The sequence below is a fragment of the Falsiroseomonas sp. CW058 genome (genome assembly GCF_050563535.1).
Lineage (GTDB): Bacteria > Pseudomonadota > Alphaproteobacteria > Acetobacterales > Acetobacteraceae > Falsiroseomonas.
This window is the reverse complement of record NZ_JBNXUO010000008.1, coordinates 42,698-56,635: the sequence shown is the minus strand read 5'-3', so window position 1 is coordinate 56,635 and position 13,938 is coordinate 42,698. Positions and strand designations below refer to the sequence as shown.

Here is a 13,938-nt window from a genome sequence, read left to right as displayed (position 1 = left end):
CACGCCCCCACCATGCCCGCCTTCGGCGTGCACAGTGGGGGCGATCGCGGGCTAGCCGGGCGCGTATCGCCGCACCATCGCCGCGCAGAATTCGGCGAACTCGGCGGGCTCGTAGGGCGGGCTGGTGTGGTGACGGCCGGGGCCGCGGTGTTCGGGCGTGAAGCAGAAGGTCACGGTGACGTCGAAGTCGCGCAGCGCCTCCATCTGCCGGTCGAACCAGGCCAGCGCGTCGGGGCGGAAGCTGTCCGCCCAGGACAGGCCGGTGCGCAGGTGCCGCACGCCGAGCCGCTTCATCCAGGCCACCGCGTCGTCCAGCCGGTGGTCCTCGAAGTGGAACCACTGGCAGAGCCCCATCGCCGGCGTGTGCTTCGCGAACTCCTCGAAGGCCGGCTTCGGCGTCCCGTCCTCGCGCACCAGGCCCATGTAGAAGTGGCGGTAGTAGGACGATCCCTCCGCCTCCCGGTGGCGGGTCGTCGCCTCCCAGGACCGCGGCAGGTCGCAGAGGCTGTACCAGTGGATGCGCGGCACGCGGCCCTTCAGCAGTTCCGCCGTGCGCGCGAGCCCCCAGGCCTGCACCTCCTCCGCCCCGAAGGAGGACACGCCGACCTCGCTCACCCAGATCGGCTTGTCGGTCACCGCGCGGATCTCCTCGATCTTCGCGGGCCATTCGCCGATCTGCCAGAGGTTCCAGTCGAGCGGGAAGCCGTGGACGGCGACCACGTCCACATGCTCCATCACGCCCTTCGAGGCGAGGTTCTGCACGAAGGTCGGGTCGATCGGCGACATGCCGCCGAGCACGCGCGGCAGCGCCGCGTTCTCCGCGTGGATCGCCTGGCCGGCAAGGCAGGCCATGCGTGCGAACTGGCTCCAGTCCGGGTCGATCGCCGGGTCCCAGTGGGACTTGTTGTTCGGCTCGTTCCAGATCATCGCCGCCTCGATCATGCGCCCGCCCCCCGCGCGGGATAGACCGCGCCGGCGCCTTCGGGCGGCTCCACGCGGCGGCAGATGTAGACCTCGGCTTCCGGATGGTCGGCGATCTCGAAGCCGGCGGAACGCAGCATCGCTTCCGTGCAGGCGCGGTTCGGCGCCCACCAGTTGGTCTGGTCATGCGCGTAGCGGCGTTCGATGAAGTGCAGCTTCGGGTAGCCCGGCGCGTCGAAATGCGCGGTCTCGGCGAAGTCGTAGTCCTCCCGCAGCGGCGCCACCTCGGCCGAGCCGCGCTGCATGGACTGGAAGACCAGCATGTCGCGCGCGACATGCTCGTGCACCAGGTCCAGCGCCAGCAGCGGGTGGCGCAGGTGGTAGAGCACGCCCATGAACAGCACGATGTCGAAGCGCTCGCCCAGCCGCGCCAGGTCGTAGACCGAGAGGTTGCGGAATTCGATCTCGGCGCCCGTCACCTCGGCCGCGAAGCGCGCCTGCGCCAGGTAGTCGTCGTCGGAGTCTATGCCCACCACGCGCGCCGCGCCGCGGCGCTTCATCTCGATCGCGTAGAAGCCGCCGTTGCAGCCGATGTCGAGCACGCTGCGGCCGGTCAGGTCCTGCGGGATGGCATGCGCGAAGTGGCGCCACTTGATGGCGGGATAGTCGCCCAGGAAGTGGTCGGGCGCGGTGCGCACGCCGTGCAGGTCGAGGTTGTGGAACCAGGGGCCGAGCGCGGCGGCGCGGCGCCGGATCTCGTCGCGGTCTGTGGTGGCGGACATGGTCATTCCTGCGCTGGTGCGGGCGTCTCGTTGATGGATCGCACGCGCCCGCCGCCCGGCCACAACACGATCGCGCTGAGGGAGGCGGGGGCGACCTCGAAGCGGCCATGCGCGTCCGGCGACAGGCCGAGATGGGCCATCAGCGCCGCCTTGATCACATCGGCGTGGCTGACGGCCGCGACGGTGACGCCCGGGTGGCGGCGCGGCAGCGTCTCGACCCAGGCGAGGATGCGGGCCTGCACCTCGAACATCGCCTCGCCGCCGGGCGGGCGCGCCGTCGCGCGGTCGGCGTTCCAGACGCGCCAATGCGGGTCGCGGTCGAGTTCGGCGAAGGCGCGCCCGGTCCAGGCACCGAAGTCGATCTCGTCGAGCGCGGCCTCCTCGGCGGGCTCGATCCCGCAGGCCGCGCCGATCACGGCCGCCGTCTCCCGCGCGCGGGGCTGGGGGCTGGCGAACAGCGCGGCGGGGCGCGCGGCGGCGACGTGGCGGGCGAGCGCGGCGGCTTCCGCCCGGCCGGCCGCGCCGAGATGCACGCCCGGCATCCGGCCGCACAGCACGCTGCCCACCACGTCATGGCTGGCATGGCGCGCCAGCAGCAGCGTCGTCATGCCTCGCCGGCGATGAAGCGCGTCGTCATCTCATGCGCCTCGTGGTCGGTGAACTGGCGCGGGGGGGACTTCATGAACCAGGCCGAGGGGCCGGCCAGCGCGCCGCGGATGCCGCGGTCCAGCGCCAGCTTCGCGCAGCGCACCGCATCGATGACGATGCCGGCGGAATTGGGCGAATCCCACACCTCGAGCTTGAGTTCGAGGTTCAGCGGCACGCCGCCGAAGGCCGTGCCCTCCATGCGGATATAGGCCCATTTGCGGTCGGTCAGCCAGGGCACGAAGTCGCTCGGCCCCACATGCACGTCGGCGGCCGCGGGCACCACGTCCATCTGGCTGGTCACCGCGTTGGTCTTGCTGATCTTCTTCGATTCCAGCCGCTCGCGCTCCAGCATGTTCAGGAAGTCGGTGTTGCCGCCGAAGTTGAGCTGGTAGGTGCGGTCCAGCCGCACCCCGCGTTCGCGGAACAGGTTGGCCAGCGCGCGGTGGACGATGGTGGCGCCGACCTGGCTCTTGATGTCGTCGCCGATGATCGGCAGGCCGCGCTGCTCGAACCGCGCCCGCCAGCCGGGGTCGGAGGCGATGAAGACCGGGATGCAGTTGACGAAGGCGCAGCCCGCCTCCAGCGCCGCCTCGGCATAGTGCTCGGTCGCGCGCTGCGAGCCGACGGGGAGGTAGGAGACGAGGATGTCGGTGCGGCTGCGCCGCAGCACGTCCGCCACCGCGGCGGGCGGGGCCGGCGATTCCTCGACCTCCCCCGCGAGGTAGCGGCCGAGCCCGTCCAGCGTCGGGCCGCGCTCCACGCGCACCCCGCGCGGCGCCACCTCGGCGAAGCGGTGCGTGTTGTTGGGCGGCGCGGCGATCGCCTCCGCGAGGTCGCGCCCGACCTTGGCGGCGGAGACGTCGAAGGCGGCCGAGACCTCGATGTCGGCGACGTGGTAGCCGCCGATCTCCGCGCTCATCAGCCCTGGCGGCGGCTCGTTCGCATGCGCGTCGCGGTAGAAGGACAGGCCCTGCACGAAGGAGGAGGCGCAGTTCCCCACGCCGACGATGCCGACACGCAGCGATCCCGATGGCAAGGCCCGCATCTCCCCCGCAACACCGCGACTGCGGCGCGTTCCGGCGCCGAAACCCGTCGGATGCGGATGCGTTCCCGGGACAGGAGACGGGGACGGCCAGGACACCGGAATGTGACGCCGCCGGGGACTCACCCTGCGCGATGCGGGGCGTTCGGCGGCTGAGGTAAGTAGAACGGGCGGAGGGGACACGGCGTGACGGAGCGGATCCTGGTCACCGGCGGAGCCGGATTCATCGGCCGCCACCTGACGCGGCTGCTGCTGCAGGACGGCCGCCGCGTCCGCATCCTGGACAGCCTGATCCCGCAGGTGCACGGCGACGCCGCCCGCCCGCGCGACCTGGATGCGGAGGCGGAGCTTATCGTCGGCGACGTGCGCGACGAGGCGGTGCTGCGCGGCGCGCTGGCCGGGGTGGACAAGGTGGTCCACCTCGCGGCCGAGGTCGGCGTCGGGCAGAGCATGTATGCGGTGGACCGCTACGTCTCGGTCAACGACCACGGCACGGCGGTGCTGTTCCAGGCGCTGATCGACAGGCCGGTGAAGCGCGTCGTCGTCGCTTCCTCGATGAGCATCTACGGCGAGGGGCTGTACCGCGGCGAGGACGGGACGCTGCACGAGGAGATCACCCGCCGCCCCGGCAAGCCCTGGGACCCGCTGGACGCGCAGGGGCGGCCGCTGAAGCCGGTGCCGACGCCGGAGGGCAAGCGGCCGGCGCTCGCCTCGGTCTACGCCATCACCAAGTATGTCCAGGAACGCCTGACGCTGACGCTCGCCCCCGCCTACGGGATGGAAGGCGTCGCGCTGCGGCTGTGGAACGCCTACGGGCCCGGGCAGGCGCTGTCCAACCCCTATACCGGCGTGCTCGCGATCTTCGCGGCGCGGCTGCACAACGGCCAGCCGCCGATGATCTTCGAGGATGGCGAGCAGATGCGCGACTTCGTGCATGTGGACGACGTGGCCCGCGCCTTCCTCCTCGCGCTCGACCATCCGCAGGCGGCGGGCGGCGTGTTCAACATCGGCAGCGGGGAATTCCGCAACGTGCGGCAGGTGGCGACCCTGCTGGCCGAGGCGATGGGCCGCCCGGGCATCGCGCCGGAGATCACCGACAAGGCGCGCGCGGGCGACATCCGCCATTGCATCCCGGACCTGTCGCTGGCCCGGTCGCGGCTGGGCTACGCCGCCGCGCGGGACTTCCGCGACGGGCTGGCGGAGCTGGCCGAATGGGTGGCGCGGCAGCAGGCGGAGGACCGCGTGCAGCAGGCGCGCAGGGAGCTCGAGGCGCGGGGGCTGGTGGCGTGACGGCGGCGGGACGGGTCCTGGTCACCGGCGGCGCCGGCTTCATCGGCGCGAACCTCGCCGACCACCTCGCCGCCGCCGGGCACGACGTGGTGGTCTACGACGCGCTGAAGCGCCCGGGGGTGGAGGCGAACCTCGCCTGGCTGCAGCGCCGCCACGGCGCGCGCATCGTCCCGGTCCGCGCCGACATCCGCGACGCTGCGGCGCTCCGCACGGCGGTGGCGGGGGCGGAGGCGGCCTTCCACCTGGCGGCGCAGGTCGCCGTCACCACCAGCATGACCGACCCGGCGGAGGATTTCGGCGTCAACCTCGCCGGCACCTTCGCCCTGCTGGAGGCGATCCGCACCCGCCCCGGCGGGCCCTGCCCGGTGGTCTTCGCCAGCACGAACAAGGTGTATGGCAACCTCGTCGACGTCGCGATGGAACGCCGGGGCGAAACCTGGGTGCCGGAGGATGCGGCGCTGCGCGGCGCGGGCGTGGCGGAGACGCGGCCGCTCGACTTCCACACGCCCTATGGCTGTTCGAAGGGCGCGGCGGACCAGTATGTGCTGGACTACGCCCGCAGCTTCGGCGTGCCCGGCGTGGTGATGCGGATGAGCTGCATCTACGGCCCGCACCAGATGGGCACCGAGGACCAGGGCTGGGTCGCGCATTTCCTGATCCGCGCGCTGCGGGGCGAGCCGATCAGCATCTTCGGCGACGGCTTCCAGGTGCGCGACGTGCTGCATGTGGAGGACGCGGTGGCGGCCTGGGTCGCCGCATGGCGGCGCATCGGCCGCGTCTCCGGCCAGGCCTTCAACCTCGGCGGCGGGCCGGCCAACGCGGTCAGCCTGCGTCAGGTGCTGCGCGAGATCGAGGCGATCGCCGGGCGGCGGGTGGAGCTGCGGCACGACGACTGGCGCGCCGGCGACCAGCGATGGTACGTCTCCGACACGCGGCGGGCGACGGCGGAACTCGGCCTCGCCGCGCCGCGCGGCTGGCGCGACGGGCTGCGCGACCTGGCCGTCTGGCTGAGGGAGGCGCGGGGGCTGCACGCCGATGCTGCGCTGGTGCTGCCATGAGGGTCGCGCTGGTCAACCCGCCCTGGGACTTCGCTGGCAGCATCTATTTCGGCTGCCGAGAGCCGCACCTGCCGCTGGAACTCGGCTATTCCCGCGCGCTGCTGGAAGCGGCGGGGCACGAGGTGCTGCTGCTGGACGCGCATCTCTGCGGCATCGCCAATGACGACGCGGCGGCGCAGGTGGCGTCCTTCGCGCCGGCGATGACGGTGGTGGCGACGGCGCCGACCTACCTGTTCTGGCGCTGCGCCCAGCCGGAGCTGCGCGTACCGCGCGCCTTCGTCGCCGCGCTCGGCGGCCGCGGCGGGCGGGTGGTGGCGGTCGGGCCGCACGGGTCCGTCACGCCCGCCGCGGCGCTGCGGAAGCTGGGCTGCGACGTGGTGGTGCGCGGCGAATGCGAGGAGGTGGTGGCGATGCTCGCCGCCGCCGGCGACCTGTCGCGGGTGCCGGCCATCGCCTATCGCGACGGCGCGGAGATCCGCGTCACCGGCGCGCCGCATGCCGGCGAGTTCACGAAGCTGCCCGCGCTGCGCTGGCCCTCCGAATGGGTGCTGCGGCACCGCCACCACCACCACCGCTTCGACAGCCGCCCGGACGTGCCGGGGGCGGAGGTCGAGGCCTCCCGCGGGTGTCCCTACAACTGCACCTTCTGCGCGAAGATCGACTTCCGCGACAAGTACCGCCGCCGCGACCTCGCGCTCCTGATCGAGGAGATCGACGGGCTGCGCGCGCAGGGGGTCGGGTACCTGTATTTCATCGACGAGATCTTCCTGCCCCAGAAGGCGCTGCTGGAGGCGCTGGTCGGGCGCGGGCTGCAGTTCGGCATGCAGACCCGCATCGACCTGTGGAAGCCGGAGATGCTGGAGCTGCTGGGCCGCGCCGGCTGCGTCTCGATCGAGGCGGGGGTGGAGAGCCTGACGGTGGAAGGCCGCGCCGCGCTCGACAAGAACTGCCGGATGACCACGGACGAGCTGGCGGAGCGGCTGCTGCATGCGCGCCGCTTCGTGCCCTTCGTGCAGGCCAACCTCATCGAGATGAGCGGCGACGACGAGGCGCTGGTGGCGGCCTGGCGGGCGAAGCTGCAGGCCGGCGGCGTCTGGGCGAACGACCCCGTGCCGCTCTATCCCTACCCGTCCTCGCCCGACTACCGCCGGCTGTGGGGCGAGCCGGACGACCGCGCCTGGGAACGCGCGCATGCGCATTACCTCGCGCAGTTCACCGGCTTCTCCGACATCCAGGAGGAGCGCCCCCTGGCGCTGGACGCGCTGGAGGCCGCGTGCGCGGCGTGACCGGCGCGCCCCGGCACATCCTGATGACCGCGGATGCGGTGGGCGGCGTGTGGGGCTATGCGCTCGACCTCGCGCGCGGGTTGGCGGCGCGCGGCGTGCGGACCACGCTCGCCGTGCTCGGCCCCGCGCCGGACGCGGCGCAGCGCGCCGCGGCCGCCGCCGTGCCGGGCCTCGCGCTCGAAGTCACGGGCCTGCCGCTCGACTGGCTGGCGGGGACGCCGGCGGAGGTGGAGGCGGCGGGGCAGGCGGTCGCGGCGCGCGCGGCGGCGCTCGGCGTCGATCTCGTGCATCTCAACAGCCCGGCGCTGGCCGTGGCGCACTTCGGCGTGCCGGTGCTCGGCGCCTGCCATTCCTGCCTGGCGACCTGGTGGGAGGCGGTGCGCGGCGGGCCGCTGCCGGCGGATTTCGCATGGCGGACCGCGCTGCTGTCGCGCGGCTATGCGGCGGCCGATGCGCTGGTCGCGCCGACGCACGCCTTCGCCGAGGCGACGCGGCGCGCCCATGCGCTGGCGCGGCCGCCCGAGGTGGTGCCGAACGGCCGCGCGGGCGGCGTGCCGGCCCACGCGGACGGCGCCTTCGCCTTCACCGCCGGGCGGCTCTGGGACGAGGGCAAGGACCTCGTGACGCTGGACCGCGCGGCGGCGCGGTTGGATGCGCCGGTCCTGGCGGCGGGCCCGGTGCGGGGCCCGAACGGCGCGGCGGTGCCGCTGGCGCATCTGCGCCTGCTCGGCACGCTCGACGACGCGGCGCTGCGGGCGGAACTGGCGCGCGGCCCCGTCTTCGTCTCCGCCGCGCGATACGAGCCCTTCGGCCTCGCGGTGCTCGAAGCCGCGCAGGCCGGCTGCGCCCTGGTGCTGTCGGACATCCCGACCTTCCGCGAGCTGTGGGACCGCGCGGCGGTCTTCGTGCCGCCCGGCGACGACGTTGGCTTCGCGCAGGCGATCGGGGGGCTGTTGCGGGACCGGGAACGCCGCGCGGAACTCCGCGTTGCAGCCCGGGAACGAGCCTGCCGCCACGGCCCGGATGCGATGGCCGATGGCGTGCACCGCATCCACCGCCGGCTCCTCGCGCGGGTCGGGCCTCGTTCAGGAAGGGAAGCCGCGTGAGGTTCGTCTGGTTCACCCATTCCCTTTCCTCCTGCTGGAACCACGGCAACGCGCATTTCCTGCGCGGCGTCCTGCGCGACCTGCTGGCGCGCGGGCATGAGGTGACGGCGGCCGAGCCGGAGGGCGCCTGGAGTCTTGCGAACCTGCTGCGCGACCATGGCGAGGCGGGGCTGGTGGAGTACCGCCAGGCCTATCCCGAACTGTCCTCGCGCCGCTATGCCGATGAGGCCGACCTGGCGCCGCTGGTCGAGGACGCCGAGGTGGTGGTCGTGCATGAATGGAGCGACCCCTGGGTGGTCGCGGCGCTCGGCCGGATGCGGCGGCGTGGCGCGCGCTTCACGCTGCTGTTCCACGACACGCATCACCGCGCGGTCAGCGACCCGCAGGCGATCCGCGCCTTCGACCTCGACGGCTACGACGGTGTGCTGGCCTTCGGCGAGGCACTGTCCGAGGTCTATCGCCGCTGGGGCTGGGGTGCGCGCGTCTTCACCTGGCACGAGGCGGCGGATACGCGGCTGTTCCGCCCGCCGGTGCGGGAAGGCCATCGCGACGGCCTGGTCTGGATCGGCAACTGGGGCGACGGCGAGCGCGGCGAGGAGCTGGAGGCCTTCCTGCTGCGCCCCGCCGCCGAGGCGGGCCTCCCGCTCGACATCCACGGCGTGCGCTATCCGGAGGAGGCGCTGGCGACGCTCCGCGCCCACGGCGCGCGGCACCGCGGCTGGCTGGCGAATGCGGCGGCGCCGGGGGTCTTCGCGCGGCACCTGGCCACCGTGCATGTCCCGCGGCGCTTCTACGTGCGGGCGCTGCCCGGCATCCCCACCATCCGCGTGTTCGAGGCGCTGGCCTGCGGCATCCCGCTGGCCTGCGCGCCCTGGGACGACGCGGAGGGCCTGTTCCGCCCGGGCGAGGACTACCTGGTGGCGCGCGACGGCGCGGAGATGACGCGCCACCTGCGCGCGCTGCGCGACGACCCGGACCTGCGGGCGCAGCTCTCGGCCAGCGGGCTCGCCACCATCCGCGCCCGGCATTCCTGCACGCACCGCGTGGACGAGCTGCTGCGCATCCTCGCCACGCTGCACGCCACCCACCAGCCGGAGCAGGCCGCATGAGGATCGCCTTCTACGGATCGAGCCTGCTGTCCTCCTACTGGAACGGCGCCGCCACCTACTACCGCGGCCTGCTGAGCGACCTCGCGCGGCGCGGCCACCGCGTGACCTTCCATGAGCCGGACGCCTTCGGCCGGCAGCAGCACCGCGACATGGACCCGCCGGACTGGGCGGAGGTGAATGTCTGGCCCGCGACCGGGGAAGGGCTGCGCGCCGCGCTGGCCCGCGCGGGGGAGGCGGATGTGGTGGTGAAGGCCAGCGGCGTCGGCGTCTACGACGCGGAGCTGCTGCGGGGCGTCATGGCGGAGGCCCGGCCCGACGCCATCCGCATCTTCTGGGACGTGGACGCGCCGGCGACGCTGGCGGAGCTGCGCGCCGCGCCGGACCACCCGCTGCATGCCGCGCTGCCTGGGCTCGACCTCGTGCTGACCTATGGCGGCGGGCCGCCGGTGGTGGAGGCGTATGAGGCGTTCGGCGCGCGGCGCTGCGTGCCGGTCTACAACGCGCTCGACCCCTCGACCCACCACCCCGCGCCGGCCGATCCGCGCTTCGCCGCCGACCTCTCATTCCTCGGCAACCGCCTGCCGGACCGGGAGGCAAGGGTGGAGGAGTTCTTCCTGCGCCCCGCGGCGATGCTGCCCGGACGCGGCTTCCTGATCGGCGGCAATGGCTGGCACGACAAGCCGATGCCGGCGAATGTGCGCCAGCTCGGCCATGTCGGCACGCGGGAGCACAACGCCTTCAACACCACGCCGCTCGCCGTGCTGAACATCGCGCGCGACAGCATGGCGCAGGTCGGCTTCTCCCCCGCGACGCGGGTGTTCGAGGCGGCGGGCGCGGGCGCCTGCCTCATCACCGATGCCTGGGTCGGGCTGGAGATGTTCCTGCGCGAGGGCGAGGAGGTGCTGTCGGCGCGCGACGGCGCCGACGTGGCGGCGCACCTGGCGGCGCTGACGCCGGAACGCGCGCGGGCCATCGGCGACGCCGCGCGGGCGCGCATCCTGGCCGAGCATACCTATGCCCGGCGCGGCGCCGAGGTGGATGCGCTGCTGCGCGAGGAAGCGGCCCGCAGGCGCGAGAGGGCGGCGGCATGAGCGCGCCGATGAAGCTCGTCGTGCTCGGGCTCAGCCTGTCCTCGGCCTGGGGCAACGGGCATGCCACCACCTACCGCGCGCTGCTGCGCGCCTTCGCGGCGCGCGGCCATGCCGTGACCTTCCTGGAACGCGACGTGCCCTGGTACGCCTCGGCGCGCGACCTGGCGGACCCGCCCTGGTGCCGGCTGGAATTCTACCGCGACCTTGGCGACCTGGCGCGCTGGCAGGGCGAGATCGCGGCGGCGGATGCCGTGCTGGTCGGCTCCTACGTGCCGGAAGGCGTGGCCGTGGGGCAGTTCGTGCAGCGCACGGCGCGCGGCGCAACCGCCTTCTACGACATCGACACGCCGGTCACGCTGGCGAAGCTCGACCGGGGCGACCACGAATACGTCTCCCCCGCGGTCATCCCGGGCTACGACGTCTACCTCTCCTTCACCGGCGGGCCGGTGCTGGACCTGCTGCGGCTGCGCTGGGGCGCGCCGGCGGCGGAGGTGCTGTACTGCTCGGCCGACGCCGCGCAGTACCGGCCGGTGCCTGGCGTGGCGCCGCGCTGGGACCTCTCCTATCTCGGCACCTACAGCCCGGACCGGCAGCCGGTGCTGGAACGCCTGCTGATCGAGCCCGCGCGCCGCGCGCCCGGGCTGCGCTTCGTGGTGGCGGGCGCGCAGTATCCGGCAGGAATCGACTGGCCTGCCAATGTGGAGCGGCTGGAGCATGTGGGCCCGGCCGACCATCCCGCCTTCTACGCCGCCAGCCGCTTCACGCTGAACGTCACCCGCGCCGACATGGTGCGCGCGGGCTGGAGCCCGAGCGTGCGGCTGTTCGAGGCCGGCGCCTGCGGCACGCCGGTGATCTCCGACGTCTGGGACGGAATCGAGACGCTGTTCCGGCCGGAGGAGGAGATCCTGCTGGCGACGACGCCGGAGCAGGTGCTGGCCGTGCTGCGGGATGCCGGGCCGGACCGGGGCCGGCGCATCGGGCGGGCGGCGCGCGCGCGCGTGCTGGCCGCCCACACCGCGGCCCACCGGGCCGCCGAACTCGAACGCCACCTGCGGGCGGCGATGGCGCATCACCGCCACCCGGCCGGCGCGTCGCGGTCGGCCAGGGCAGAGGAGAGGGTGTCGCTGTGAGGAACGGCAAGCGAAAGACCGTCGTCGTCGCAGGCGGCGCGGGATTCCTGGGCTCGCACCTGTGCGACCTGCTGGCGGCGGACGGCGCGCAGGTGATCTGCCTCGACAACTTCCAGACCGGGCGGCGGCAGAACCTTCGCCACCTGGAGCGCGACCCGCGCGTCGACGTGCTGGAGGCCGACATCGCGGACCCGCTGCCGGCACGGCTCCTCGCCGGGCCGCTGCACATCGACGCGATCTACAACCTGGCCTGCGCGGCGTCCCCCCCGCACTACCAGGCCGACCCCGAGCACACGATGCTCACCTGCGTCCTCGGCACCCGCAACCTGCTGCGGCTGGCCGAGGCGAAGGGCGCGCGCTTCCTGCTGGCTTCCACCAGCGAGGTCTATGGCGACCCGGAGGTGCATCCGCAGCGCGAGGACTACTGGGGCCACGTCAACCCCACCGGCCCCCGCGCCTGCTACGACGAGGGCAAGCGCGCGGCGGAGACTCTGAGCTTCGACTACCAGCGCGCCGGCCGGGCGGAGGTGCGGGTGGCGCGCATCTTCAACACCTACGGCCCGCGGATGCGCGCCGATGACGGGCGCGTGGTGTCCAACGTGGTGACGCAGGCGCTGGCCGGCGACGACATCACCATCTATGGCGACGGCACGCAGACGCGGTCCTTCTGCTACGTGGACGACCTGGTGGACGGGCTGGCGCGGCTGTGCCGGCTCGACCCGCCGCCGCCGAGCGCGGTGAACCTCGGCAACCCGGTCGAGCTGAACGTGGCGGAACTGGTGGAGCGGGTGGTGGCGATGACCGGCTCGCGCTCTGCCGTCGTGCGGCGGCCGCTGCCGGTGGACGACCCGCGGCGGCGGCGGCCCGACATCTCGCTCGCGCGGCGGCTGCTGGGCTGGCAGCCGCGGGTGGACCTCGATGCCGGGCTGAAATCCACCATCGCCTGGTTCGCCGAGGAAGGGCGCTGGGAGGCGAATGTGCCCGCGCCCGCCAATGACGACGCCGTGCCGGTCGTCATCGGGCTGGCGCGCCACCCGGAACTCGCGCGGCGAGGCGGCTGAGCGCGGCCGCCACCCGCGCCGCCACGCCGGCCCAGTCGCCGGGGCGCGCCTGGCGGAACAGGCGCATGGTCGGATACCAGGGGCTGTCGTCGCGCCCTTCCATCCAGCGCCAGTCGGCATCGTGGCGCAGCAGCGTCCAGACCGGCCGCCCGAGCGCGCCGGCCAGGTGCGCGGGCATGGAATCGACGCTGACGACGAGGTCGAGCGCGGCGACCAGCGACGCGGCCTCCAGCACGTCGTCGCTGCCATCCACCGTGCCGGCCTCCGCCGGCCAGTCCGCCAGCGCCGGGCCGCGCTGGAGGATGTGCAGCGCGACCCCGGGAATGTCCGCGAGGGGGGCGAGCAGCGCCGGCGGCACGGTGCGGGACGGATCCCAATCGCCCGCCTGCCACACCAGGCCGACATGCAGCGCGCCCGGCGGCAGGGCGCGGCGCGGCGGGTGGAAGTAGGGCACGCAAGCGGGCAGCGCCGCGGGCGTGACGCGCAGCAGATGCGCCAGCTCCATCACTTCGACGTCGAGGTCGTGCCCGCCATCGGGCGCGCCGTCATGCAGCGGCAGCAGCGGGCCGATGCCGGGCATGGTGCGCAGCAGCGGGATCAGCGCCGGCTGCGCCCAGGTCGCGACCTCCACCGCCATGGCGCGCAGCGCCGGGACGAAGCGGATGAACTGGATGGTGTCGCCGAGCCCGTGGTAGCACCGCACCAGCACGCGCCGCCCCGCCACCGGCGACCCGTCCCACACCGCCTGGAGATGCCGCGGCAGCGTCCAGTCCCGCGGGCGGGCAAGGGCGGCGTCGCCGATGCGCCACGCCTCCTCCCACGCGCCGCGGCGCATGTGGCGCATCCAGGCCGCGCCGGGATCCTCGGCGGCGCTCACGCCTCCTCCCCGGGGTGGAGCCGGTCATGCAGGTGCTGCGCGAGGTTGCCGACCGCGGTCTGCTGGCCGAACTCCCTCGATTCCTCGTCCACCACCTGGTCCTCGATCCGCAGCGCGTGGCTGATGCGGTCCAGCATCTGGATCACCTTCGTCACCTCCTGCTCGGCCAGCAGGCTCACCTGCAGGTCGAGATGCGCGCGTTCCTCGTCCCGCGCCGCCATGCGGTTCTGCTTCATCAGCACGAAGGCCGCCAGCAGCACGCCTTCCAGCGAGAAGAAGCCGCCGAGCAGCCCGAAGGGCCAGGGGTCGAAGGGCTCGATGCCGGGCACCGCGCCGAGGTTCAGCGCCGCCCAGGCGGCGATCAGCGCCGCATGCGCCAGGATGAAGGAGGGGTGGCCCGCGAAGCCCGCGACCAGGTCCGCGACGCGGCTGGACGGCGGGCGCCGCCGCGCCTCCTCCTCCTCGCGACGGATGATCTCGTCGATGTTGCGGGCGGCGCGCGGGGCTGGCTGGTCCGACATGGGAGCTCTCCTGGCC

Annotated in this window: 14 protein-coding genes; 8 read left to right on the top strand and 6 right to left on the bottom strand. The window is 73.7% G+C overall.

Annotated elements, in window-relative coordinates:
* Positions 1 to 51 precede the first annotated feature (51 nt).
* From ACK8OX_RS08870 to ACK8OX_RS08855, 4 genes are read right to left on the bottom strand one after another with little or no spacing between them, the layout of a single operon-like run.
* On the bottom strand, positions 52 to 942 hold the full coding sequence (locus ACK8OX_RS08870; RefSeq protein ID WP_430663633.1) for a beta-xylosidase: 891 nt from the start codon (positions 940 to 942) through the stop codon (positions 52 to 54).
* Entirely contained in the window at positions 939 to 1,703 is a 765-nt protein-coding gene (locus ACK8OX_RS08865; protein ID WP_430663632.1) for a TIGR04290 family methyltransferase, read from the bottom strand. Before ACK8OX_RS08865 ends, ACK8OX_RS08870 begins: the two co-directional genes overlap by 4 nt.
* Positions 1,704 to 1,705: 2 nt before the next feature.
* The gene (locus tag ACK8OX_RS08860; protein ID WP_430663631.1) at positions 1,706 to 2,311 is read right to left on the bottom strand and encodes a histidine phosphatase family protein; all 606 of its coding nucleotides are present in this window, start codon (positions 2,309 to 2,311) and stop codon (positions 1,706 to 1,708) included.
* Positions 2,308 to 3,396: an inositol-3-phosphate synthase gene (locus ACK8OX_RS08855; protein ID WP_430663630.1), complete on the bottom strand. Its 1,089-nt coding sequence runs from the start codon at positions 3,394 to 3,396 to the stop codon at positions 2,308 to 2,310. Before ACK8OX_RS08855 ends, ACK8OX_RS08860 begins: the two co-directional genes overlap by 4 nt.
* A gap of 183 nt (positions 3,397 to 3,579) precedes the next feature.
* Here ACK8OX_RS08855 and ACK8OX_RS08850 point away from each other — a divergent pair, with 183 nt between their 5' ends.
* Genes ACK8OX_RS08850 through ACK8OX_RS08815 form a run of 8 tightly spaced genes read left to right on the top strand, consistent with a single transcriptional unit; the run spans position 3,580 to position 12,524 of the window.
* Positions 3,580 to 4,683: an NAD-dependent epimerase/dehydratase family protein gene (locus ACK8OX_RS08850; RefSeq protein WP_430663629.1), complete on the top strand. Its 1,104-nt coding sequence runs from the start codon at positions 3,580 to 3,582 to the stop codon at positions 4,681 to 4,683.
* Positions 4,680 to 5,741, top strand: a complete 1,062-nt coding sequence (locus ACK8OX_RS08845; RefSeq protein ID WP_430663628.1) for an SDR family NAD(P)-dependent oxidoreductase — start codon at positions 4,680 to 4,682, stop codon at positions 5,739 to 5,741. Before ACK8OX_RS08850 ends, ACK8OX_RS08845 begins: the two co-directional genes overlap by 4 nt.
* A complete protein-coding gene (locus tag ACK8OX_RS08840) occupies positions 5,738 to 7,027 on the top strand; it encodes a TIGR04295 family B12-binding domain-containing radical SAM protein (RefSeq protein ID WP_430663627.1) in 1,290 nt (429 codons plus the stop codon). The genes ACK8OX_RS08845 and ACK8OX_RS08840 overlap by 4 nt, the downstream gene beginning before the upstream one ends.
* On the top strand, positions 7,015 to 8,133 hold the full coding sequence (locus ACK8OX_RS08835; RefSeq protein WP_430663626.1) for a glycosyltransferase family 4 protein: 1,119 nt from the start codon (positions 7,015 to 7,017) through the stop codon (positions 8,131 to 8,133). The genes ACK8OX_RS08840 and ACK8OX_RS08835 overlap by 13 nt, the downstream gene beginning before the upstream one ends.
* Positions 8,130 to 9,242 (top strand): CgeB family protein, encoded by a 1,113-nt coding sequence (locus ACK8OX_RS08830; protein WP_430663625.1) that lies wholly within the window; start codon positions 8,130 to 8,132, stop codon positions 9,240 to 9,242. Before ACK8OX_RS08835 ends, ACK8OX_RS08830 begins: the two co-directional genes overlap by 4 nt.
* Positions 9,239 to 10,333, top strand: coding sequence for a CgeB family protein (locus ACK8OX_RS08825; protein WP_430663624.1), 1,095 nt, complete (start codon positions 9,239 to 9,241; stop codon positions 10,331 to 10,333). Before ACK8OX_RS08830 ends, ACK8OX_RS08825 begins: the two co-directional genes overlap by 4 nt.
* Complete coding sequence (locus ACK8OX_RS08820; protein ID WP_430663623.1) at positions 10,330 to 11,463, top strand: CgeB family protein; 1,134 nt, start codon at positions 10,330 to 10,332, stop codon at positions 11,461 to 11,463. Before ACK8OX_RS08825 ends, ACK8OX_RS08820 begins: the two co-directional genes overlap by 4 nt.
* Positions 11,460 to 12,524: a UDP-glucuronic acid decarboxylase family protein gene (locus ACK8OX_RS08815; protein ID WP_430663622.1), complete on the top strand. Its 1,065-nt coding sequence runs from the start codon at positions 11,460 to 11,462 to the stop codon at positions 12,522 to 12,524. The genes ACK8OX_RS08820 and ACK8OX_RS08815 overlap by 4 nt, the downstream gene beginning before the upstream one ends.
* Here the strand turns inward: ACK8OX_RS08815 and ACK8OX_RS08810 are convergent.
* Both ACK8OX_RS08810 and ACK8OX_RS08805 read right to left on the bottom strand, forming a co-directional pair.
* On the bottom strand, positions 12,478 to 13,401 hold the full coding sequence (locus ACK8OX_RS08810) for a glycosyltransferase family 9 protein (RefSeq protein WP_430663620.1): 924 nt from the start codon (positions 13,399 to 13,401) through the stop codon (positions 12,478 to 12,480). The two genes, ACK8OX_RS08815 and ACK8OX_RS08810, sit on opposite strands and share 47 nt — an antisense overlap.
* Positions 13,398 to 13,922 (bottom strand): DUF1003 domain-containing protein, encoded by a 525-nt coding sequence (locus ACK8OX_RS08805; RefSeq protein WP_430663619.1) that lies wholly within the window; start codon positions 13,920 to 13,922, stop codon positions 13,398 to 13,400. The genes ACK8OX_RS08810 and ACK8OX_RS08805 overlap by 4 nt, the downstream gene beginning before the upstream one ends.
* Between the last annotated feature and the right edge of the window lie 16 nt (positions 13,923 to 13,938).